The sequence below is a fragment of the Frigoribacterium sp. 9N genome (assembly GCF_902506305.1).
In the GTDB taxonomy this organism is placed as follows: domain Bacteria; phylum Actinomycetota; class Actinomycetes; order Actinomycetales; family Microbacteriaceae; genus Frigoribacterium.
Genome location: NZ_LR733392.1, coordinates 666,802 through 688,263, shown reverse-complemented (window position 1 = coordinate 688,263; position 21,462 = coordinate 666,802). Strand labels below are relative to the sequence as shown.

General features: G+C 71.5%; 19 protein-coding genes, 2 tRNA genes and 1 pseudogene. 4 read left to right on the top strand and 18 right to left on the bottom strand.

Annotated features, from left to right (window positions below; all coding sequences use genetic code 11):
* From ARTHRO9V_RS06320 to ARTHRO9V_RS06265, 12 genes and pseudogenes are all read right to left on the bottom strand, one after another.
* Positions 1–280, bottom strand: a pseudogene (locus ARTHRO9V_RS06320) (hypothetical protein); the annotation flags it as partial.
* 31 nt (positions 281–311) lie between these two features.
* The gene (locus ARTHRO9V_RS06315; RefSeq protein ID WP_159826191.1) at positions 312–1,295 is read right to left on the bottom strand and encodes a Gfo/Idh/MocA family protein; all 984 of its coding nucleotides are present in this window, start codon (positions 1,293–1,295) and stop codon (positions 312–314) included.
* Between the two features lie 68 nt (positions 1,296–1,363).
* Positions 1,364–2,092: a hypothetical protein gene (locus tag ARTHRO9V_RS06310; protein ID WP_157485346.1), complete on the bottom strand. Its 729-nt coding sequence runs from the start codon at positions 2,090–2,092 to the stop codon at positions 1,364–1,366.
* Positions 2,093–2,289: 197 nt separating this feature from the next.
* A tRNA-Thr gene (locus ARTHRO9V_RS06305) sits at positions 2,290–2,365 on the bottom strand.
* A 57-nt stretch (positions 2,366–2,422) separates the two neighbouring features.
* Positions 2,423–3,085: a TetR/AcrR family transcriptional regulator gene (locus ARTHRO9V_RS06300; RefSeq protein WP_055971509.1), complete on the bottom strand. Its 663-nt coding sequence runs from the start codon at positions 3,083–3,085 to the stop codon at positions 2,423–2,425.
* Positions 3,086–3,198: 113 nt separating this feature from the next.
* Entirely contained in the window at positions 3,199–4,347 is a 1,149-nt protein-coding gene (locus ARTHRO9V_RS06295; protein WP_159826189.1) for a DNA polymerase III subunit delta', read from the bottom strand.
* Positions 4,348–4,387: 40 nt separating this feature from the next.
* Positions 4,388–7,309 carry a type I DNA topoisomerase gene (topA, locus tag ARTHRO9V_RS06290; RefSeq protein WP_159826187.1) on the bottom strand — a complete coding sequence of 974 codons (2,922 nt, stop codon included), beginning with the start codon at positions 7,307–7,309 and terminating at the stop codon, positions 4,388–4,390.
* A gap of 159 nt (positions 7,310–7,468) precedes the next feature.
* Entirely contained in the window at positions 7,469–7,849 is a 381-nt protein-coding gene (locus ARTHRO9V_RS06285) for an Rv3654c family TadE-like protein (RefSeq protein WP_159826185.1), read from the bottom strand.
* On the bottom strand, positions 7,846–8,175 hold the full coding sequence (locus tag ARTHRO9V_RS06280) for a TadE family type IV pilus minor pilin (protein ID WP_159826183.1): 330 nt from the start codon (positions 8,173–8,175) through the stop codon (positions 7,846–7,848). Before ARTHRO9V_RS06280 ends, ARTHRO9V_RS06285 begins: the two co-directional genes overlap by 4 nt.
* Before the next feature lie 50 nt (positions 8,176–8,225).
* Positions 8,226–8,504, bottom strand: a complete 279-nt coding sequence (locus tag ARTHRO9V_RS06275) for a DUF4244 domain-containing protein (protein ID WP_056046454.1) — start codon at positions 8,502–8,504, stop codon at positions 8,226–8,228.
* 102 nt (positions 8,505–8,606) lie between these two features.
* Positions 8,607–9,659 carry a type II secretion system F family protein gene (locus tag ARTHRO9V_RS06270; RefSeq protein WP_159826181.1) on the bottom strand — a complete coding sequence of 351 codons (1,053 nt, stop codon included), beginning with the start codon at positions 9,657–9,659 and terminating at the stop codon, positions 8,607–8,609.
* The gene (locus ARTHRO9V_RS06265) at positions 9,656–10,738 is read right to left on the bottom strand and encodes a TadA family conjugal transfer-associated ATPase (RefSeq protein ID WP_159826179.1); all 1,083 of its coding nucleotides are present in this window, start codon (positions 10,736–10,738) and stop codon (positions 9,656–9,658) included. Before ARTHRO9V_RS06265 ends, ARTHRO9V_RS06270 begins: the two co-directional genes overlap by 4 nt.
* A 369-nt stretch (positions 10,739–11,107) precedes the next feature.
* On the opposite strand from ARTHRO9V_RS06265, the gene acs reads away from it, so the two are divergent.
* Positions 11,108–13,060, top strand: a complete 1,953-nt coding sequence (gene acs / locus ARTHRO9V_RS06260; RefSeq protein ID WP_159826177.1) for an acetate--CoA ligase — start codon at positions 11,108–11,110, stop codon at positions 13,058–13,060.
* A 69-nt stretch (positions 13,061–13,129) separates the two neighbouring features.
* Here the strand turns inward: acs and ARTHRO9V_RS06255 are convergent, their stop codons facing one another.
* Together ARTHRO9V_RS06255 and ARTHRO9V_RS06250 are read right to left on the bottom strand one after the other, a co-directional pair.
* Entirely contained in the window at positions 13,130–13,600 is a 471-nt protein-coding gene (locus ARTHRO9V_RS06255) for a RidA family protein (protein ID WP_123570483.1), read from the bottom strand.
* A complete protein-coding gene (locus ARTHRO9V_RS06250; RefSeq protein WP_167599048.1) occupies positions 13,600–13,758 on the bottom strand; it encodes a hypothetical protein in 159 nt (52 codons plus the stop codon). The genes ARTHRO9V_RS06255 and ARTHRO9V_RS06250 overlap by 1 nt, the downstream gene beginning before the upstream one ends.
* Positions 13,759–13,808: 50 nt before the next feature.
* On the opposite strand from ARTHRO9V_RS06250, the gene ARTHRO9V_RS06245 reads away from it, so the two are divergent.
* The 3 genes from ARTHRO9V_RS06245 (at position 13,809) to ARTHRO9V_RS06235 (ending at position 17,487) form a co-directional block, all read left to right on the top strand.
* Positions 13,809–16,367: a transglycosylase domain-containing protein gene (locus ARTHRO9V_RS06245; RefSeq protein WP_159826175.1), complete on the top strand. Its 2,559-nt coding sequence runs from the start codon at positions 13,809–13,811 to the stop codon at positions 16,365–16,367.
* Positions 16,368–16,411: 44 nt separating this feature from the next.
* Positions 16,412–17,332: a metallophosphoesterase gene (locus ARTHRO9V_RS06240; protein ID WP_159826173.1), complete on the top strand. Its 921-nt coding sequence runs from the start codon at positions 16,412–16,414 to the stop codon at positions 17,330–17,332.
* A 78-nt stretch (positions 17,333–17,410) separates the two neighbouring features.
* A tRNA-Pro gene (locus ARTHRO9V_RS06235) sits at positions 17,411–17,487 on the top strand.
* Positions 17,488–17,637: 150 nt separating this feature from the next.
* On the opposite strand, the gene ARTHRO9V_RS06230 is transcribed toward ARTHRO9V_RS06235, so the two are convergent.
* From ARTHRO9V_RS06230 to ARTHRO9V_RS06215, 4 genes are read right to left on the bottom strand one after another with little or no spacing between them, the layout of a single operon-like run.
* A complete protein-coding gene (locus ARTHRO9V_RS06230) occupies positions 17,638–18,243 on the bottom strand; it encodes a thymidine kinase (RefSeq protein WP_056046465.1) in 606 nt (201 codons plus the stop codon).
* Entirely contained in the window at positions 18,243–18,992 is a 750-nt protein-coding gene (locus ARTHRO9V_RS06225) for a response regulator (protein WP_159826171.1), read from the bottom strand. Before ARTHRO9V_RS06225 ends, ARTHRO9V_RS06230 begins: the two co-directional genes overlap by 1 nt.
* Complete coding sequence (locus ARTHRO9V_RS06220; protein WP_159826169.1) at positions 18,979–20,151, bottom strand: hypothetical protein; 1,173 nt, start codon at positions 20,149–20,151, stop codon at positions 18,979–18,981. The genes ARTHRO9V_RS06225 and ARTHRO9V_RS06220 overlap by 14 nt, the downstream gene beginning before the upstream one ends.
* Positions 20,148–21,389: a sensor histidine kinase gene (locus ARTHRO9V_RS06215; RefSeq protein ID WP_123570486.1), complete on the bottom strand. Its 1,242-nt coding sequence runs from the start codon at positions 21,387–21,389 to the stop codon at positions 20,148–20,150. Before ARTHRO9V_RS06215 ends, ARTHRO9V_RS06220 begins: the two co-directional genes overlap by 4 nt.
* Between the last annotated feature and the right edge of the window lie 73 nt (positions 21,390–21,462).

Here is a 21,462-nt window from a genome sequence, read left to right as displayed (position 1 = left end):
GGGTCGGGGTGACCGTGACCGCCGGCTCGGGGCTCGACGCGGCGGCCCGTGCCGTCCCGGCGTCGGGCGCGGTGGCGGCCCCGGCGGCCACCGCGCCGCCGCCGAGCAGCGCGAAGGCGAGGACGCCCGCCGTCACGACGACCCCCCGCGGACGCGAGGAGACCCAACGCCGCACCGAGGCGCCCGCCCCCGTGGACCGGGCCGCGTCGCCGGAGCCGACGCCGTCGCCCCCCGTGGTCGACTCGGGACGGTCGTGACGTGGCTCACCCTGATCGCTCATCGGGGACATCATACGGAGCCTCGCGCCCACGTCATCCCTCGGAGGGGTACCGCACGCCGATCTGTCGGCGGACCTCGTCCATGGTGCGCATGACGCCCACGACGTCGGCGGCTGTCAGCAGCGGACTCTCTCGCTCGCCCGCCGCCACGACCCGTTCGAGTTCGAGCGCCTGGTGGTGCATGCCCCTCAGCCCGTTCTCGTCGGCCTCGTAGCGTTCGACCACGGCGTCGTCCTGATCACGCACCGTGAAGCCCCCGGGTGCGTAGAACGTGTCGTCGACGTCGATGCGGCCGGCGGTGCCGAGCAGCGTCGCCGTGTTGCGCCCCGAGGTGTCGAGGGCGGCGTACAGCTGGGCCGTCGCACCCGACTCGTGACCGAGCTGGATCGCGACGCGGGCGTCCACGCCCTGGTCGCTCAGCGTGGCGGCGGCCGAGACCGTCGAGGGCGCCCCGAGCAGGTCGTCCGCGAACGACACCGGGTACACCCCGAGGTCGAGCAGGGCCCCGCCGCCGAGGGCCGGGTCGTTGATGCGGTGGTGGGGATCGGTGGGCAGCGACTGGACGTGCACGGCCGTCAGGAGGCGCACCTCGCCGATGACCCCGGAGCGCACGACCTCGCGCAGTCGCGCGCTCTGCGGCGTGTACCGCGTCCACATCGCCTCGAGGACGACCACGCCGGCCTCGCGAGCGGCCGCGTGGACCCGCTCGGCCTCGATGGCGTTCACGGTGAAGGCCTTCTCGACGAGGACGTGCTTGCCGGCAGCGATGGCCAGCAGGGCGTTCTCGGCGTGGAACGGGTGCGGGGTGGCGACGTAGACCACGTCGACCTCGGGGTCGGCGACCAGGTCGTCGTAGCTGCCGTGAGCCCCCCGGACCCCGGCACGGTCGGCGAACTCGCGTGCCTTGGCCAGGTCTCGCGACCCGACGGCGGAGACGGTCGACCCCGCCCCCTGCAGGTCGGACGTGAAGGTGGCGGCGATGCCGCCGGCGCCGAGGATTCCCCATCGAAGTGTCATGCGGACTGTCTACCAGTCACCGCCGACGGGGAGGCCCGCGAGGGTCGAGGCGCCGTCCCGCGGTTCGTTCAGCAGGCGTACCAGCGACTGGCCGAACGGACGAAGTCCGGGCTGTCGTCCGGTGCTCCCCCGTGCACGGCGGCGAACCCGACACAGGCGTGCGCGAGGTCTCCGCGGAAGTCCGGTCGGTAGACGGCGTCGCGGTGCGGGGCCGAGGCCCACCACTTGGCGGCGGCGACGTCGCCCGTGGTCGACGTGCCGCCCGCGAGGTTGCCGTCGCAGCCGACCGGGGGCACCCCGTCGCTGCGGACCACCTCGCCCTTGTGCCCCCAAGCGCTCAACGGATCGGGGCTCGGGTCGCCGGCGACCCAGAAGAGGTACTGCTCGAGGCACGCGTCGTACCGCACGTTCGCGGCCGGCAGCAGCCCGAGGCACGCCGCCTGTCGCCGCTCGTCGTACGCCGTCCGGAACGCGTCGAGGTCGGCGGCGGTCGTGCCCGTGGCGCCGCTCGCCGCGTCGGGGGCACCCGTCGCGCCGCTCCCGGCATCGGCGCCGGGCTGCGCGGGCGAGGGGACGGAGGCGCCGGTGGCGTCGTCGACGCACCCCGCGCCTCCTGCGTCCTCGGTCGTGGGGCCCGCCTCGGATGCGGGGTCGCCGCTCGCGAGGACCACCGTCGTCGGTCCGTCGGCCACGCCGGCCGTCGCGAGGGCCGAGGAGTCGCCTCCGGCCCAGACGACGAGGAGGATGCCCGCCAGGACGGCGGCGAGCAGCGCGGTGCAGATCACTCGGAGAGGCATGCGGGCCACCTCCTTCCGGCATCAGGTGGTCGTCGCAGATCGACCGTAGGGCGACGGAACGACGCCCGGGGGCCGTTCGGGGTACAAGTCGACGACGCCCTCACCACTATTGGGGGCGGAGGGACCGGGACCGGGGCCTCGAGACGGCACGCCCTCGGACGAGAACAGCCCCGGGTCGTGGTGACCCGGGGCTGTGGTGGAGCCGCTTATCAGAATCGAACTGATGACCTTCTCATTACGAGTGAGACGCTCTACCGACTGAGCTAAAGCGGCGGGGCCGGCCTCGGCCGGTTGCCCGTGCCTCGCGGCACGATTAGATACTGTACAGGATCAGCGGACCTCACGTGTCACGAGGCGACCGAGCTCGACGAAGCTGGCCTCCATGCGGGCGCGCAGGCTGTACCGCATGTCGCTGAGGTGGTCCACGTCGTCGTCGTCGATCCACTCGGCCCAGGCATGGCGGAGGGTGGCGATGCTGACGAGCGACACCAGGTGCGCGCGGCTGAGCAACGAGGCGTCGACGGCGTCGTCAGCCACCCCCTCGTCGGCCGCCATGCGTTGCGCGACGACGGTCGTCAGTCGCTCCTCGAAGACGCGCGTCGACGCGATGCGACGGGCCAGCAGGTCGGGGTGCGCCCGCAGCACCCGGCGACGCAGGACGACGAGCTCGCGATCGACCGTGGCCGACTCGACGGCGTGCGTCAGCAGCTGGATCAGGCTCGACAACACGGGCTCGTCGCGTTGGGCCACGAACCGCTCGAGGTCTCGACCGTCCGGCAGCGCGGGCGGATCGCCGACGACGGCTTCTTCCTTCGAGGGGAAGTAGTTGAAGAAGGTCCGCGGCGAGACGTCGGCCCGGCGGCTGACCATGTCGACCGTCACCGCGTCGAGCCCGTGTTCGACGATGAGGTCGAGGACGGCGACCTGGATCGCTCGTCGGGTGGCCAGACGTTTGCGCTCGCGCAGACCGGGGGCGGCGTTCGGGTCGCTCATCAGGCCATCATCGCTCATGCCGCCGGGGAAAGGGGTGGACGCCCCCCGCCGATCCGGCGCTCGCGCCGGTGCCGCCGGGCCGGTGCCGCCGGCGCCGGTGTCGCCGGCGCGGGTCAGCGGGTGGCGTGACGGCTGACGACCACCAGCATGGCTTCGAGCGCCATGGCCGGCGACACGTTGGCCTCGATGCGGCGGCGGGCCAGGGCGATCGCGTCGAGGACGGCCAGGGTCGCGGCCGGGGTGGAAGCGGTCGCCGCGGCGTCGAGCTGTGCCCGGATGGCCTCGTTGATGGGCTGCTCGTCGACGCCCAGCTGCAGCAGCAGGACGTCGCGGTACAGCGAGAGGAGGTCGACCATGATGCGATCGATCCCGTCGCGGAGGCTCCGGGTCGCTCGGCGTTTCTGGTCGTCCTCGAGGGCGCGCAGTTGGCTCCGCAACGCCGGAGGCACGGTGCCACCCGGCTCGACGCCCAGGGAGCGCAGGGCGCTCGCCCGTTCTTCGGCGTCACGCTCTTCCGTGATCGCCTTGGCGTCGTCGCCCGCCACCGCGAGCAGGGTGGCCGCCGCGATGACGGCGTCCGAGACGCTGCGGATGCCCAGGGCGGTCTCGAGGGTCTGACGACGTCGCGACCTCGCCGAGGAGTCGAGCGCCAGGCGCCGCGCCATGCCGATGTGGCTCTGGGCCTCCCGGGCCGCCACGAGGGCGATCTCCGGCTCCACCCCGTCGCGGTCCTCGAGGAGCGCGGCGACGTCGGCCACGGCGGGCATGCGGAGGCGCACGCTGCGGACGCGGGAGCGGATCGTCGGGATGAGGTCGGCCTCACTCGGGGCGCACAGCAGCCAGACCGTCCGGGGTGGCGGCTCTTCCAGCGCCTTGAGCAGGAGGTTCGAGGTGCGCTCGGTCATGCGGTCGGCGTCCTCGATGACGACCACCCGGTAGCGACCCACCGACGGCGAGAACTGGCTCGCCGCGACCAGGGACCGGACCTCGTCGATCGTGATGATGATGCGTTCCGTGCTGAGGACCGCGAGGTCGGGATGCGACCTGGCGGCGACCTGCCGGAGGGTCGCCTCTTCGTCGGCCGGCTCTCGTGAGAGCAACGCGGCCGCGAAGGCGTAGGCGAGGTTGGAGCGACCCGAGCCGGGCGGGCCGGTGATGAGCCACGAATGGGTCATCGAGGCGTTGCCGGGCTGGGTGGAGGCCGCCGCGGTCAACGCCTCGATGGCGTCGGGCTGACCCGTGAGGTGTTCCCAGAGGGGCATGGTCAGCGTGCGCCCTCGACTCGAGGGCCTACCCCGCCGGTCACTCGGCCGCCGGGGCCTTCGGGGCCGGCGCCTTCGTGGCCGGCGCCTTCTTCGCCGCGGTGGTCGTCTTGGCGGTGGCCGTCTTCGCGGTGGTGGCCTTCTTGGCCGGTGCCTTGGCCGTGGTGGCCTTCTTCGCGGGTGCCTTCTTGGCCGGAGCCTTCTTGGCGGCCGCCTTGGGTTTGGCGGGACCCTTGGCCCGCTTGTCGGCGAGCAGCTGGACGGCGCGGTCGAAGTCGACCTCTTCCACCGTCTCGCCCCGCGGGATGGTCGCGTTCGTCTCGCCGTCGGTGACGTACGGGCCGAACCGGCCGTCCTTCACCTTGATGGGCTTGCCGCTCACCGGATCGGCCTCGAACTCCTTCAGGGAGCTGCTGGCCTTGCGGGCACCGTACTTCGGCTGGGCGTAGAGCTCGAGCGCCCCGGGCAGGTCGATCTCGAAGATCTGGTCCTCGCTCGTCAACGACCGGGTGTCGGTGCCCTTCTTGAGGTAGGGGCCGTAGCGCCCGTTCTGCGCCTGGATCTCGTCGCCGCTCTCGGGGTCGGTGCCGACGGTCCGGGGCAGGTCGAGCAGCCGCAGCGCCGTGTCGAGGTCGACCGTGTCGACGCCCATGCTCTTGAAGAGCGACGCCGTACGTTCTTTCGGAGCGGCGGCCTTCTTGGCGGGGGCCTTCTTCGCCGGAGCCTTCTTCGCCCCGGTCGTGGTCGCGGCGGCGGACGACGACTCGGTCACCTCGCCCGTCGCCGGGTCGGCCGTGATCTCGTCGGTGGCCGACTCGGGGGTCCGCTCGGTCACGTACGGGCCGAAGCGGCCGTCCTTCGCGATGACCTCCTTGCCCGTCTCGGGGTTCAGACCCAGCACGCGGTCGCCGACGACGGGGGCGTCGATGAGCTCGCGGGCCTTCTCGGCCGTCAACTCGTCGGGGGCGAGGTCCTCGGGCACGTTGACCCGACGGGGCGTCTCGGGGTCGTGGCCCGGCGCCTCGAGGTAGGGGCCGTAGCGACCGATGCGCAGGGTCACTCCGTCGGCGAGCACGATCGAGTTGATGTCGCGCGCGTCGATCTCTCCCAGGTTGTCGATGACCTTGCGGAGACCACGGTGCGACTCGTTGCCGAAGTAGAAGCCGTTCAACCAGTCCACGCGGTCGGCGTCACCACCGGCGATGAGGTCGAGGTCGTCCTCCATGCTGGCCGTGAAGTCGTACTCGACCAGGTCGGCGAAGTAGTCCTCGAGCAGACGGACCACCGAGAAGGCGATCCAGTTCGGGACGAGGGCCGTTCCGCGAGGGGTGACGTAGCCACGGTCGACGATGGTCGACATGATGGCGGCGTAGGTCGAGGGGCGTCCGATGCCGAGCTCTTCCAGGGTCTTGACGAGGCTCGCCTCGGTGTAGCGCGGCGGTGCCGACGTGTCGTGGCCCTTCGCCTCGACCTCGTCGAGGCCGAGGGCCTGACCGGCGGTCAGCGGGGGCAGCTTGGCCTCGGCCGGCTCGGCGGCGCCGTGGCGGTCCTCGTCACGACCCTCTTCGTAGGCGTTGAGGAACCCGCGGAACGTGATCACCGTGCCGGACGCGGCGAACTCGGCGAGCGTCCCGGCGGCGGCGCGGGGCGCGATGCCCTCGACCGGTCCCGAGGTCGTCGCCGCGACGACGACCGAGGCGGTCGAGCCCTTGGCGTCCGCCATCTGCGAGGCGACCGTGCGCTTCCAGATGAGGTCGTAGAGCTTCCAGTCGTTGCCCCGCAGGACGTTCTGCATCTCGGACGGTGTCTTGAAGGTGTCACCCGACGGACGGATCGCCTCGTGCGCCTCCTGGGCGTTCTTGCTCTTGCCCGTGTACAGCCGAGGCTTGTCGGGGACGGTGTCGGACCCGTAGAGCTTGGCCGCCTGGCTGCGCGCCGCACCGATCGCCTGCTGCGACAGCGCCGGCGAGTCGGTTCGCATGTAGGTGATGTGGCCGTTCTCGTAGAGCGACTGCGCGACGCTCATGGTCTGTCGGGCCGAGAAGCGCAGCTTGCGCGCTGCCTCTTGTTGGAGGGTCGACGTCGTGAAGGGAGCTGCCGGACGACGGGTGTAGGGCTTCGAGTCCACCGAGCCGACGAGGATCTCGACGTCCGAGGAACCCAGCGCCTCGGCGAGCGCCCGCGATGACGCCTCGTCGAGCGCGACGGCCTCGTTCTTCAGCCGGCCCCGGTCGTCGAAGTCGCGCCCCGCGGCCACGCGTCCTCCGTTGACGCGGACGAGGCGTGACCCGAAGGCGACCTTCGCCTCCCCCTCGGCCGCGACGGGCTCGAAGGTCGCGGTGAGGTCCCAGTAGGAGGCGGAGACGAAGGCGAGGCGCTCACGCTCGCGGTCCACGACGAGACGGGTCGCCGCCGACTGCACGCGTCCGGCCGAGAGGCCGGGGCCGACCTTGCGCCACAGCACGGGCGAGACCTCGTAGCCGTAGAGGCGGTCGAGGATGCGACGGGTCTCTTGCGCATCGACCAGGGCGGTGTCGAGGTCGCGGGTGTTCTCCTGTGCCTTCTGGATGGCGTCCTTCGTGATCTCGTGGAACACCATGCGCTTGACCGGCACCTTGGGCTTGAGCTCTTGCAGGAGGTGCCACGCGATGGCCTCGCCCTCGCGGTCCTCGTCTGTCGCGAGGTAGAGCTCGTCGGCGTTCTTCAGCGCGCGCTTGAGGTCGGAGACCGTCTTCTTCTTGGCGTCGGAGACGACGTAGTAGGGCTCGAAGCCGTTCTCGACGTCGACGGAGAACTTGCCCATCGACCCCTTCTTCAGCTCGGCCGGGAGGTTCTTGGGCTCGACGAGGTCGCGGATGTGACCGACGGAGGCCAGCACCTCGTATCCGTCGCCGAGGTACTGCCCGATCGTCTTGGCCTTGGCGGGCGACTCGACGATGACCAGTTTCTTCGTGCCTGGCACGGGACTCCTTGGGTGGTGGTGCGGCGACCCGGTCCGACGGACCGGGCGAGGGGCTGCAGGGCGAGGACGGGGTGCTCGATCGCTCCCACCGACCCCGAGGAACGTCGGGAGCCGTGCAGCCGACAGCCACACCATACACACCCGACGCCCGGGCCCCCTTCACGGGCCGCCGCCCCGGGACGGGGCCGTCGAGGGCGGCGGACCGGCGGTCGCCCGGGCCCCGACGTCGAGGGGACCGAAGGTCGTCGAGACCTCCACCGTGACCTCCGCACCCGCGACGACGCAGGCCGAGAGAGAGACGCCGTTCGCCTCGGCGGTCGCGGCGGCGCGGTCGCAGGCGGCACCGACGACGGCCCCCGACAGGGCGTCGGCTGCGGCGAGCGCCGACGCGTCGGCCGCCCCGGCCGTGCGCGACCGGACCGCGAGGGCCGAGTGCGATCCGACGAGAGCGACGGCGAGGACGGTGATCGTCACGAGCCCGCCGGCCGCCAGCACGCTCGAGCTGCCGCGGTCGCTCCCGAGGAGCTGGCGGACGGTCATCCCCCGGCCCGCGGTGCGCAGCTGCGGGAGGCCAACGCGACCTCGCCGACGAGACCGAGCCGTACCTGCCGGCGGAGGTCGACGCAGACGAGGTCGGCGGTGACGGACTCGGACAACGCCGCGCCCGGCGCCAGCCGGGCGAGGGTCGGGCCGACCGAACCACGGTCGCCCCGGGCGGTCTGGCGGGCGACCACGGCGGCGGCGTCCGCGAGGCGGACCGACTGCGAGGTCACGCCCAGGCTCGCCGCGACGAACGAGACGACCATGATCAGGGCGGGCATCGTCATCGCGAACTCGACCGTCGCGCTTCCCCTCTCGTCGTCCACTCGACGGAGGAGACGGACGAGGCACGCACGGACCCCGGTCGCCACGGCGATCACCCGACCGACAGGGCGGACCGGACCAGGTCGGAGAGGATGCTCCGGACCTCGTCCGACCTCATGATCGTGACGAGCAGGCCGGCGAAGCCCACCGCGGCCATGATCACGATCGCGTACTCGGCCGTGGCGGCACCGTCGTCGGCCCGGGCGACGCGACGCGCGACCGAGGCGAGGCGGCCGAACGGGGCGAGGCGGCCGGCCGGGGAGGCACGGCGAGCAGGGGACGGAGGGCCTGACGTGGGGACGGCGGGCGACGGGGTCTCGGCAACGGTCATGATGTTCCTCTCGTGGGTGTCGGCACCTCATCGGTGACGTTCCGAGCCTGGCGGCATTCCACGGACGGCCTGCAGACGTCGCCCCGTGCTGGGGACGACCGATCACCAGGAACCCGCTGTGGACGACACGAGCGAGACGACCAGCGGGACGACCCCGATGACCAGGAACGCCGGCAGGATGCACACGCCGAGCGGCAGCATCAGGGTGACGCCGAGGCGGCCCGCGGCGGCCTGGGCGGCCGTCCGGGCCTCCAGCCGCAGCTCTCGGGCCTCGGACCGCAGGAGCAGCCCCGCCGGTGCCCCCGCACGACGGGACAGGTCGAGGACCGCCTCGCACCGACGCCGCTCGACCCGATCGGCGGACTCGCCGACCGGGCCCGCGCCTCCTGGTGGTTCGGTGACCGAGGCCTCGATCCCGCACGAGACGATCGCCTCGTCGACGGTGGTGAGGCCGGACGACCACGAGGCTCCCCCGGACAACGCCACGGCGAGGAGTTCGGGGCGCAGGCCCGGCACCCTCGACGACGGGAGGGCGCCCCGCACGAGTCGGGCGTTCCACCGACGGGCGACCATCACGAGTCCTCCGGCGACACCGACGCACGCCCAACCGATCGGGGTGCCGACGAGCACCGCACCGGTGTCGAAGCCCAGCCCCAGGGAGAAGAGGAGGCCCACCGGCGGGAGGGCGAGGACAACGTTCGCGGTCGCCCGTGGCCCGCTGAGGGCGACCTGGACGTCACGGCGTGCCTCGTCGGCCGACCGGAGGGCCGACACGAGGGAGTGGAGGCAATCGGCCATCGGGGCCCCGCTCGTCTCGGCCACGCGCCAGGCGCAGGCGACCTGCCTCCAGGTGCGGTCGTGCCCGTCGGGGTCCTGGGCACCCTCGAAGGGTCGGGTGTCGAGCCGGGACACGAGGCTCGTCGACACCGCGACGCCGTCGCCGCCGTCGAGCGCGACCGCCTCGGCGAGCCGTCGGATCGCGCCCGGGGGTTCGGCCGCGCCGACGTGGCCCCAGGCCCTCGCGGGCGCGACCCCTGCACCGATGAGGACGGCGAGGCGTTCGACCAGGACGGCGGCCGGCGTGAGTCGTGACCGCCGCGTCCTCCGGCGCCCGGGGCCCGGACTCCCGGAACGACGGCCCGGACCACCGGTCACCCCCGTGACCCCGTCCGCGCGACCAGGCGCCCCTCGGGCGTCACCGCGAGATGGCCGATCTCGGCGAGCCTCCGACGACCGTCGCGTCGCTCGAGGTGGAACACGGCGTCGATCGCGCTGACGGCCTGCCGGGCGAGCGCGTCCACCCCGAGCCCGGCGAGTGCCCCGAGAGCCTCGAGTCGGGCGGGGACGTCGTCCAGACCGTTGGCGTGGACCGTGCCCGCGCCTCCGTCGTGCCCGGTGTTCAGGGCCGAGAGGAGGTCGCGGATCTCCGGCCCACGGACCTCGCCCACGACGAGACGGTCGGGTCGCATCCGCAGCGCCTCGCGGACGAGACGGGACAGGTCGACTCCACCCGCTCCCTCGAGATTGGGCTGCCGCGTCTCGAGCGCCACGACGTGTGGATGGCGTGGCCGCAACTCGGCGACGTCCTCGATGGTCACGATGCGGTCGGAGACGGGAGCCTCGGACAACAGTGCGGCGAGGAACGTGGTCTTCCCGGCCCCGCCCGACCCGCTGACCAGGACGTTGGCACGGCGCTCCACGCAGCTGATCACCGCCTCGAGGGCCCCCGCGGGGAAGAACCCCCGACGATCGAGGTCGAGGAGCGACATCGACTCGACCCGGGGCACCCGGATCGAGAGCGCCGTCCCCGCGACCGCCAGCGGAGGCAGGACGACGTGGACCCGGAGACCGTCGCCCAGGCGCACGTCGACGCACGGGCTCGACTCGTCGACGTGGCGTCCCCCGAGCGAGACCAGGCGCACCGCGACCTGCCGAGCCGAGGCCTCGGAGAGATGGATGCTCGTCTCGGGCTCGGCCCCGTCGCCGCGATCGACCCAGACGCCCACGCCGCCGGTCACGAAGACGTCGGTGACGGCCGGATCGTCGAGGAGGCGCCCCAGGGGCCCGAAGGCGGAACGCTCGGGCCGAGCGAGGCGCCCTTGTACCCCGAATCGAGCGTCTGTACCCCGGTCCAGGCCGAGTGCCGGCACGGGAGGCAGGGCGAAGCGGGACGGAGGGTGACGGAGGGTGAGGGACGGGTGACCGGCGGCGTCGACCTGAGGCGCATGGGACATGGTCCCGACGGTAGGCAGCGTCTCGTCAGCACAGACAGATCGGTAGAGCACCGTGGGGACGGATCGTCGATGAACGCCCTTGGGGACGAGCCGTCCATCCACCCGGGCGACCGCCGGGTTAAAAGAGAGGGGCGGCACCGGTTGGGGGGAACCGGTGCCGCCACGTGCGCCGAGCGATTGGGGGGAATCAGCACGACGCACGTCGGAATTGAATCCGACTCGCCAAGTGTACCCCAGGTCGGCTCCGGAACACCACGTCGTCCGGCCTCCCACCGCGCGCGGCCCGCCCTTGCCCGGTGGGACCTCCGGAGTAAGGTCGTCGGCGCGGCTCCGAGCCGCGGTTCACGCAACGACGCGAGAGGACTTCCGATGCTCGACGGCACCGACGACCAGCCCACCGAAGGACGCACCTTCGCTCCGCCTGCCGACTTCGTCCGGACGGCCGTCGCCGGCTCGGACCTCGCCGGACGAGCCGCCGCCGACCGGCTCGCCTTCTGGGGTGACCAGGCCCGTGAGCGGCTCACGTGGGACCGGGTCCCGACCGAGACGCTCGACTGGACGGACGCGCCCTTCGCCCGGTGGTTCGCCGACGGAACGCTGAACGTCGCCTACAACTGCCTCGATCGTCACGTCGAGGCAGGGCACGGGGATCGCGTCGCGCTGCACTGGGAGGGCGAGCCCGGTGACGCCCGCTCGGTGACCTACGCCGAGCTGACCGACGACGTCAAGCGCGCGGCGAACCTGCTGCTGTCACTCGGCGTGCAGGCGGGCGACCGCGTCGTCGTCTACCTCCCGCAGATCCCGGAGGCCGTGGTGACCATGCTCGCCGTGGCCCGGATCGGAGCAGTCCACTCGGTCGTCTTCGGCGGTTTCAGCGCCGAGAGCCTGCGCGCGCGCATCGACGACGCCGGAGCTCGCCTGGTCGTCACGGCGGACGGAGGCTGGCGCAAGGGAGCGGTCTCCCCGCTCAAGGCCGCCGTGGACGAGGCCCTGGCGGTGGACGGCGACTCGACGGTCGAGCACGTCCTCGTCGTCCGACGAGGCGGCAACGACGTCGACTGGACCGACGGACGCGACGTCTGGTGGCACGACGCGATCGAGACCGTGGACGCCGAACACGTCGCCGAACCGTTCGAGGCCGAGCACCCGCTCTTCATCCTGTACACGAGCGGCACGACCGGGAAGCCCAAGGGCATCCTGCACACCTCCGGGGGCTACCTCACGCAGGTCGCCTACAGCCACTCCGTCGTCTTCGACCTGCACCCCGAGACCGACGTCTACTGGTGCACGGCCGACGTCGGGTGGATCACCGGGCACAGCTACGTCGTCTACGGCCCGCTCGCCAACGGTGCGACGCAGGTGCTCTACGAGGGCACCCCGGACTTCCCCGCGCCGGGCCGCTGGTGGGACCTCGTCGAGAAGTACGGGGTGACGATCTTCTACACCGCCCCCACGGCCATCCGGGGCTTCATGAAGTCCGGGAGGGAGATCCCGGCGGCCCGCGACCTGACGTCCCTGCGCCTCCTGGGGTCGGTCGGCGAGCCCATCAACCCGGAGGCGTGGCTGTGGTTCCGCGAGGTGATCGGTGCCGGCCGGACGCCCATCGTCGACACGTGGTGGCAGACCGAGACGGGTGCGCAGATGATCTCGGCGCTGCCCGGTGTCACCACCACCAAACCCGGGTCGGCCCAGACCCCCCTGCCGGGCATCTCGGTCGACGTGGTCGACGACCACGGCACCCCGGTGGCGAACGGCGAGAGCGGCCTCCTGGTCGTCTCCGAGCCCTGGCCGTCGATGCTGCGAGGCATCTGGGGTGACCCCGACCGCTACGTCGAGACGTACTGGAGCCGATTCGGCGACCGCTACTTCGCCGGCGACGGTGCCCGCCGCGACGAGGACGGCGACATCTGGCTGCTCGGCCGGGTCGACGACGTGATGAACGTCTCGGGTCACCGTCTGTCGACCGCCGAGATCGAGTCGGCCCTCGTGTCGCACCCGATCGTCGCCGAGTCGGCGGTCGTCGGTGCCGCCGACGAGACCACCGGTCAGGCGGTGGTCGCGTTCGTCATCCTGCGGAACAAGGCGAGGACGACGCAGACACCCGAGGAGGCGGTGGCCGCGTTGCGCGCGCACGTCGCCCACCAGATCGGCGCCATCGCGCGTCCGCGCACCGTCGTGCTCGTCGACGAGCTGCCGAAGACGCGCTCGGGCAAGATCATGCGCCGCCTGCTGAGGGACGTGGCGGAGGGCCGCGAGGTCGGCGACACGACCACGCTGGCGGACACGTCGGTCATGTCGGTGATCACCGCCGAGATGCGCTGACCCCGGCGCGACGACGGCCCCTCCTCGTCGAGAGGAGGGGCCGTCGTCACGACCGGACGAGGAGGCGCGTCAGCGGACCTCGAGGACGAGTTCGACCTCGACCGGCGAGTCGAGCGGCAGCACCGCGACCCCGACGGCGCTCCGGGCGTGACGCCCGGCCTCGCCGAAGATCTGGCCGAGGAGGTCGGACGCGCCGTTGATCACCCCGGGCTGGCCGGAGAAGCCGGGATCGGAGGCGACGAAACCGGTCAGCTTGACGACCCGGACGACGTCGTCGAGCGAGTCGAGCACCGTCGCCGCTGCGGCCAGGGCGTTCAGCACGCAGGTCGCCGCCAGCGCCTGCGCCTCGGCGGGCTCGACCAGCCCGTGACCGTCACCCACCTTGCCCGTGGTCGGCAGCTGACCGTCGACGAACGGCAGCTGACCCGCGGTGTAGACGAGCGACCCCGTGCGGAGGGCCGGGACGTACGAGCCCGCGGGTGCCGCGACGGGAGGGAGGACGAGACCGAGCTCGGCCAGGCGCTCGTCGACCGTCGTCATCAGGCGTCCTGCCGAGGGCGCTTCAGCCACGCGACGGGACCACCCTCGGGCCCCTGGGTCACCTGGACGAGTTCCCATCCGTCAGAGCCCCAGTTGTTGAGGATCGCCGTGCTGTTGTGCACCAGCAGGGGCGTCGTCGTGTACTCCCAAAGGACCATTTCGGCTTCCGTTCAGCTTGAAAATCGGCGATGTCGCTTACCCTGATCCTATGTCTGCCCAAAAATCGAAGCCCACGTCAGCCATCGGGGCACTCTTCGGATTCGTCGGCTTCAGCGTCCTGGCCGGCCTCCTGGTGACCATCGGCGTGACGCCGGCCATCGCGGTCGCCGGCATGACGGCCTCGAGTTCGATCGGCGTCTTCGAGTCGATCCCCGAGTACATCGAGATCGGCAAGCTGCAGCAGCGCAACACGCTGTACGCGAGCCAGGGCGGGCAGCAGGTGCCCTTCGCGACCCTCTACAGCGAGAACCGCGTCGAGCTCAAGTGGGACCAGGTCAGCGAGAACTTGAAGACCGCCGTCGTCGCCGGTGAGGACCGTCGCTTCTACGAGCACGGCGGGGTCGACGTCACCTCCCTCGTGCGCGCGGCAGTCGGCTCGGCCGGGGCCGGCGAGCTCGGCGCGAGCGGTGGTGGCTCGACCCTGACGATGCAGCTCGTCCGCAACATCCGCATCGCGCAGTCGCAGCAGCTGCCGACCGCGGACGAGCGCGACGCCGCCTACAAGGAGGCGACCACGACGACCCTCGACCGCAAGCTGGAAGAGATGAAGTTCGCGATCGGGCTCGAGAAGAAGTACAGCAAGGACGACATCCTGCTGGCCTATCTCAACATCGCGTACTTCGGCGACCAGACCTACGGCGTGCAGGCCGCCGCACAGCACTACTACAACAAGAGCGCCGCCGACCTGACCGTCCCCGAGGCCGCGAGCCTCATCGCGATCGTGCAGTACCCGGACTCGCGCAACATGTCGACGCCCGAGAAGTACCCGGCCAACAAGGCCCGGCGCGACGTCATCATCAAGTCGATGCTGGCCGAGAAGGACATCGACCAGGCGACGGCCGATGCTTCCCTCGCCACCCCGGTCGAGAGCTACGTCGTGTTGACGGCGCCCACCCAGGGCTGCGGCGCCGTGACCGTCGCCTCGGCGGCGTACTTCTGCGACTACGTGAAGAAGAGCATCAAGGACCTGGCCGTCCTCGGCTCCACGCCCGAGGAACGCCAGGCCAACTGGAACACCGGCGGGTACAGCGTCTACACGACCCTGAACCTCGACCTGACCGAGAACGCCAAGGCACAGATCGACAAGTTCGCTCCGGCGTCCGAGAGCCGCCTGAAGCTCGGCAGCGTCGTGGACTCCGTCGAGGCCGGGACGGGCCGCGTCATCGTGATGGCGCAGAACACAGCCTTCTCCGAGGTCGTGAGCCCTGACCCGACGCTGACCTCGGTCAACTACAGCACGGACTACGACTACGGCGGATCGGGCGGATTCCAGCCCGGATCGACCTACAAGCCCTTCACGCTGATCGACTGGATCGAACAGGGCCACGGAATCTACGAGTCGGTGAACGCCAAGCCCCGGACGTTCAACATGACGATCAACGGCAGCCGTGGCAACAAGTACTCGCCGAAGAACGACGCGGGCGAACAGCCCGGCCAGATGAGCGTCGCCGACGCCACCGCCAAGTCGATGAACACGGCTTACGCCGCCATGGCGGAGAAGCTCGACATCGCCGACATCCAGGGCGTCGCGAAGAAGCTCGGCGTGCACCGTGCCGACGGTGCTCCGCTGCACGACTACGCGTCCGCCATCCTCGGCTCGGCCGACGAGATCGCACCCTTGACGATGGCGGCGGCCTACGCCGGCATCGCCTCGGGTGGCACCTACTGCGCGCCGATCATCGTCGACAACATCAAGGACGCCAACGGCGCCGACCTCGGTGGCCAGCCCCAGTCCTGCAACCAGGCGGTGGACCCCCAGGTCGCCGCGGCCGCGGCCGTCGCCATGCAGGGACTGTGGCGGAACGGTACGGCGGTCGGCGGTCTCCCCGCCGACGGGTACCCCGAGATCGGTAAGACCGGTACCACCGACGCCAAGGACCAGATTTGGATCGCCGGTGCCACGACGAAGCTCGCCACCGTGGTCTGGCAGGGAAACGCCGACGGTGGCAAGAAGAGCCTCCGCACGGTGACGTCCCCGAACCAGAGCCGTTTCGGCAGCTACGCGAACGCCCGACCGCAGTACTTCAAGGCCGTCCAGAGCGTGAACAACACCGTGTATCCGGGAGGCGCCTTCGGTGAGGCTTCGGGCGCTGTGCTCCGCGGCTCGGGCGTCGCCGTGCCCGACATGGCCGGCACGACCCCGTCGGCGGCCCAGGCGCTGCTGAGGGGCGTCTCCCTGGCCTACGCGGACGGTGGCACCCAGCCGTCGGCCCTGCCCGCCGGGCAGGTCATCGGCTCGGACCCCGCCGTCGGCAGCGTCGTGTCGAAGGGCACGACCGTGAAGGTCTTCACCAGCGACGGCAGCGGCGCGGCCGCGGTCCCGGACGTGACCCGGCAGAAGGTGGGCGACGCGGTCAAGTCGATCGGCGGAGCCGGATTCGACGCGTCCAAGGTGTCCATCGCGGGTTTCACGCCCGGAGACGGGAAGAACGCCTGCCAGGTCGCCTCGACGAATCCTGCCGCCAACACGTCCGTCGCGAAGGACTCGGCCATCGGGCTGACCGTCTACGGCGACAAGGACGGCAACGACCCGGGCAACTGCGCGTGAGCCCACGGAGCACCGGCGGGCCGAGCGCCCTCCAGACGACGGCCGTGACCGCAGCAGCGGGCGCGGCCGTCGGCCTCGGGGCGCTTGCCTGGGGCGTGTTCGTCGAACGCAACCGGTTCACCGTGCGGCACGAGGTGTTGCCCGTCCTCGAGCCCGGCTCCCGGACGCTGACGATCCTGCACCTGTCCGACCTGCACCTGGCACCCTGGCAGGCCGAGAAGCAGGAATGGATTCGCGGCCTCGCCGTGCTCGAACCCGATCTCATCGTCAACACGGGCGACAACATCGGCCACGAGGACGCCCACACCGCGCTCGAGTACGCCCTCAAGCCCTTCCGAGGCGTCCCCGGGGTCTTCGTCAACGGCTCCAACGACTACTACGGACCCTCCCCCAAGAACCCCCTGGCCTACTTTGGCGGCCCGAGCAAGGCCCACCGCACGCCCGTCGACCTCGACGTCGACCGGATGCAGTCGTTCTTCACCGACCAGCTCGGCTGGCTCGACCTGAACAACAGGGCCCGTGCGCTCGAGATGCGAGGCTCGCGCCTCGAACTCTTCGGGGTCAACGACGCCCACCGCGGCTGGGACCGCCTCGATCGCATCCCCGGTGCCCTCGACTACCTCCGCGAGAACGTGGGCTGGCAGGACGACCACGGTGGACCCGAGCCCATCAGCATCGGCGTAACCCATGCGCCGTACCAACGCGTGCTCAACTCCTTCGTCAACAACGGTGCCGACGTCATCTTCGGCGGGCACACCCACGGCGGACAGGTCCAGGTGCCCGGCTACGGTGCCCTCGTCACCAACTGCGACCTGCCGCGCAGCAAGGTCAGCGGTCTGACGACCTGGAGCCACGCCCGCAAGACCGCACACCTCGAGATCTCGGCCGGTCTGGGCACCTCGATCTACGCCCCCGTGCGGTTCTCGTGCCGCCCCGAAGCCGTGATCGTGACCCTGACGGCCTGAGCACGACCGGAGTGACACGAGCAGGCCCGAACATGGGCTATTCTTGTCAGGTTGCTTCACGTGAGAACGCGAAGACATCGGGGTGTGGCGCAGCTTGGTAGCGCGCCTCGTTCGGGACGAGGAGGTCGTGGGTTCGAATCCCGCTACCCCGACCACAACAAATGGCTCCACCTTCGGGTGGAGCCATTTGTTTCTCTGTGCTCGTTGGTTCGCCCTGCGGGCGACACGAATCGGCGCCACCTTCGGGTAGGGCCGGTTTCTTCTCGTGTTCGCCGCTTCGCCGGTTCACCCTCGGGCGACACCGGTCAGGCGAGGCGGCCGCCGGACTCGGCGAGATAGCAGGCACCGCAGAGCGACTCGTATGTCACCTGCTGACCGTCGATCGCCACTTGGTCGCCGTCGAAGACGAACCGGTCACCGACCGTGCGCGCCGTGAAGACCGCCTTGCGACCGCAGCGGCAGATCGTCTTGAGCTCTTCGAGCGAGTGGGCCACCTCGAGCAGTCGCCGGCTACCGGGGAAGGCCACCGTGCGGAAGTCCGTCCGGATGCCGTAAGCCAGCACGGGGACGTCGTCGAGGATCGCGATGCGCAACAGGTCGTCGATCTGGTGCGGCGCCAGGAACTGCGCCTCGTCGACGAGCAGACAGGCCAGGCTCGAACCCGTCTCGGCCCGGACGGCGTCACGGCGGGCCGAGAAGACCTGGCGGACCTCGTCGTCGGGGGCGAAGGTGACGTCCGCGGCCCGGGTCACGCCCAACCGAGAGACGATGGCGTCGTCACCCTTGGTGTCGACGCCCGGCTTGGCGAGCAGGACCCGCTGACCGCGTTCTTCGTAGTTGTAGGCCGCCTGCAGCAGAGCCGTGCTCTTGCCGCTGTTCATCGCGCCGTAGCGGAAGTAGAGCTTGGCCACTACTGCAGGTAACCGTCTTCGGCGGCCCGACGGATGAGCTCGGACTTCTTGCTGGCCGGCCGGTTGGCCTTGGCGTACTTCTCGCGGACGCGCCGGAGGAACGTCTTCGCCGTCTCGTACTGCACGTTCATCTGCGCGGCGACCTCGTTGGTGCTGAAGCCCGAGACGTACAACCGGAACGCCTCGGCCTCACCGGCGCTGAGCTTGGGTCGGGTCTGGTTCGCGGCGCCGGCCGGCAGGGGACGCCAGTCGCGCTGCGGGGAGTTGTCGCGGGCCACGCCCATGACCTGGCGGGCCGCGTCCATCACCTCGCGCATGGGCAGGGTCTTCGACAGGAACGCCGACGCCCCCGCCTCGAGGGCACGCTCGCGCGACTCGCGGGTGTCGAGACTGGACAGCACGACGACCTTGGCCCCGGCGGCCCGGCAGGTGCGCACGCGGGCCTCGATCGACACGGGCTCTTTCAACTGGAAGTCGAGGAAGACGAGGTCGGTCGGGAAGTTGTCGCTGTGCACCAGCTGCAGCCAGGTGTGCGCCGTCAGGACGAGGTCGAAGTCGTAGGCGTTGACGTTGATCCAGCTGCTGAGGCTGTCGAGGAGCACCTCGTGGTCGTCGAGGATCGCGAGCCGGACACGACGAGCGGGCGGTGCCTCGGAACCCGGGCCGACGGTGGCCCAGGAAGGTGATGCGGCGGGCCTCCCGAAGCCCGGACGGTGGGACGAGCGGCCGCTCGGCTCAGTGCTGGTCATAAGAAAACCTTAGTGTCAGAAGCGACGGCGCCCGATCGACCCGCAGGTCGCCCGAGACGAGGCGCAGCACGGTCAGACAGGGGGCGAGCGACCGTCGTGCGGCGACGGCCGAGGCCCGGCACGCGAGCTCGATCGTGATGCCCACCCGCGCCTCCTCGGCTTCGAGCGCGACCCGGAACGAGCGGACGTCGGCGGCCTCGACGTCGTCCACCGTCGCGACGAGGGCCCAGAGGGCGGTGCGGTGCCCGGGGCCCAGGAGATCGGCGAGCCGATCCGGGTCGACGACCTCGGCGGGCACCCGGCGGCCGGGTGCGGCGAGACGCCGGGCCAGCCACGTCGCGTCGGCGTCGGCCACCAGGGAGGCGCGCAACGCGTCGGCCACGCGCCGGGCCTCGTCGGCGTCCCCCTCGACGATCCGGCCGGATTCGACGAGCCGCGCGAAGAACGGCACCACCTCGCGGTTGAGGACGGTGACACGGTCCTGCTGGACCGACCGGGCGAGGGTCACCCTGAGGTCGTCGGTGCTGGCCCTGCGGAATCCCGTGGCCCGCGAGACCCACCCCTCGACATGGGCCACGAAGACCCCCGAGAAGGTCGCCGACGCCGCGGTCAGGGCGAGCAACGGGGTGAGGGCGACGACGACGTACGACGCGGTGGGCACCGGTGTGACGAAACCCGGCGCCTCGACCAGGACGACGAGGGCGAGGACCACGGCCACGGCGCCTCCGGCAGCGAGGATCTCGCGTGCCGAGCGGTACGGGGCCACCCCGAGCAGGAGCACCCCGGAGACGATCCCCGCCCAGTCGTCCCGCACGAAGGGATTGCTGCCGGAGGTGGCCAGGGCGGACAGGACGCCTGCGGCCGCGCACGCCGCGGCGACGCACCAGAGCGCCCGGGGCCCGAAGGGTGCCCGCAAGGGGGCGGCCGACACGACGAGTGCGACGCCACCCGCGGCCACGGCGACGAGTGCACCGACCGCGGCCCCTGGCGAGGACACGTCGGAGGCCCGCAGCAGCGTGCCGACCACGGCGACGAGCAGGGCGGCGAGGGCCGCCCCGAAGGTGATCGGTCGGGCCGCCAGGGCGCCGAGGGGGTCGACCTGCTGGGGTGATCGATCGGAGGCGCGCCCGAGGGCACGAGGAGGGGCGGGGAAGGTCACGCGGGCACCCCGTCCTCGGTGGCGACGTCGCCGACCACCGGCGCCCCGGCGGCGAACGGGACCCGCAGGACGATCGACGTCCCGCTGCCGGGGGACGACCAGACCTGCACGTGACCGTGGACGCGTGTGAGACGGCCCTCGACCGACGCCGTCAGTCCGAGACGGTCGGGGGCCACCGCCGCCGTGTCGAAGCCGACTCCGTCGTCGATCACCATCACGGTGAGGTCGGTGCCGTCGCCGAAGACGACGAGCTCGGCCCGGTCGACCCCGCTGTGGCGGCTCACGTTCACGAGGCACTGTGCGACCGCCAGGCCGAGGGCGTCCCCGGTGACGGGGTCGAGGCGACCGACGGCCGAGACGTCGCCGGTCACGGCCACCTCGAGGCCGCCCGATCGCGACTGCTCGACGGCCGCGTGCAGTCGGCTGGCCTCCCAGCCGTCGGCGGCCGTCACGGCGGCCTCGGAGGGCACCGACCCCGGTGAGAGCCAGTCGCGCCCCACGAGGAGCTCGAGATCGGCCGCGATCGACCGCGCGGTGTCGGGCGACAGAGGACCGGGGCGGGCGGTGGCCACGGCCGCGAGATGCCCGAGGATCGTGTCGTGGACGAGGGCCGCGGCCTGCTGCTCGATGTCGACACGGATGCCCTGCACCTGCTGCTCGAGTGCGGACCGGTGCAGCCGCGGCTGAGCCGACCGCGCGCGTCCCCGCGACGCCTCGGCGTGACCGGTCACCACCGCGACCAGGACGAAGGCCAGCAGGGCGGTCACGTCGAGCCGCAGGGAGGCCCCCGTGTGCCAGGTCGCCAGCTGCGTGGCGAGCTCGCCCGCCGCGTAACCCGCCGCAGCCCAGAGGAGACCCCGGCGGGGCCCGACGGCGGTGCTGCCGACCATGATGAGGGCGATCTTGGGCAACGAGAGCGAGAACGCGTCCGACGCCTGCACCGCCGCGACCTGCGAGAAGAGGGTGACGGCGTACCAGTAGAGGGCGGCGGTCCCGACGATCAGGTAGGCGAGGTGGGCCGTCGTGGACCGCGTGCGCTCGACCACGACGAGCAGGACGACCATCGGGAGGAGCGAGACCAGAGCGGGCCAGAGCAACAGATCGGGCGTGGCGGCCTGTTTCGTGAGCAGGAGGGCAGCCGCCGCCGCGAGGACGGTGGCCGCGATCGCGTGGCAGGCCCTCGACACCGAGTCACCGAGCGCCGTCGGCGCCAGGTGGGCGGGGAGGCCGAGCAGCATGGGGCCTCCTCGGCTCGTTCGTGGTCAGGACAGATCATGGCAGAAGCCAGACCCGGGCTGTACCCCGACATGT

Bases quoted from the DNA above. Each gene is read 5' to 3' on its own strand.
- ARTHRO9V_RS06315 (WP_159826191.1), bottom strand. From the start codon at position 1,295: ATGACACTTCGATGGGGAATCCTCGGCGCCGGCGGCATCGCCGCCACC.
- ARTHRO9V_RS06310 (WP_157485346.1), bottom strand. From the start codon at position 2,092: ATGCCTCTCCGAGTGATCTGCACCGCGCTGCTCGCCGCCGTCCTGGCG.
- ARTHRO9V_RS06300 (WP_055971509.1), bottom strand. From the start codon at position 3,085: ATGAGCGACCCGAACGCCGCCCCCGGTCTGCGCGAGCGCAAACGTCTG.
- ARTHRO9V_RS06295 (WP_159826189.1), bottom strand. From the start codon at position 4,347: ATGCCCCTCTGGGAACACCTCACGGGTCAGCCCGACGCCATCGAGGCG.
- ARTHRO9V_RS06285 (WP_159826185.1), bottom strand. From the start codon at position 7,849: ATGACCGTCCGCCAGCTCCTCGGGAGCGACCGCGGCAGCTCGAGCGTG.
- ARTHRO9V_RS06275 (WP_056046454.1), bottom strand. From the start codon at position 8,504: ATGACCGTTGCCGAGACCCCGTCGCCCGCCGTCCCCACGTCAGGCCCT.
- ARTHRO9V_RS06265 (WP_159826179.1), bottom strand. From the start codon at position 10,738: ATGTCCCATGCGCCTCAGGTCGACGCCGCCGGTCACCCGTCCCTCACC.
- acs (WP_159826177.1), top strand. From the start codon at position 11,108: ATGCTCGACGGCACCGACGACCAGCCCACCGAAGGACGCACCTTCGCT.
- ARTHRO9V_RS06255 (WP_123570483.1), bottom strand. From the start codon at position 13,600: ATGACGACGGTCGACGAGCGCCTGGCCGAGCTCGGTCTCGTCCTCCCT.
- ARTHRO9V_RS06250 (WP_167599048.1), bottom strand. From the start codon at position 13,758: ATGGTCCTTTGGGAGTACACGACGACGCCCCTGCTGGTGCACAACAGC.
- ARTHRO9V_RS06245 (WP_159826175.1), top strand. From the start codon at position 13,809: ATGTCTGCCCAAAAATCGAAGCCCACGTCAGCCATCGGGGCACTCTTC.
- ARTHRO9V_RS06225 (WP_159826171.1), bottom strand. From the start codon at position 18,992: ATGACCAGCACTGAGCCGAGCGGCCGCTCGTCCCACCGTCCGGGCTTC.
- ARTHRO9V_RS06215 (WP_123570486.1), bottom strand. From the start codon at position 21,389: ATGCTGCTCGGCCTCCCCGCCCACCTGGCGCCGACGGCGCTCGGTGAC.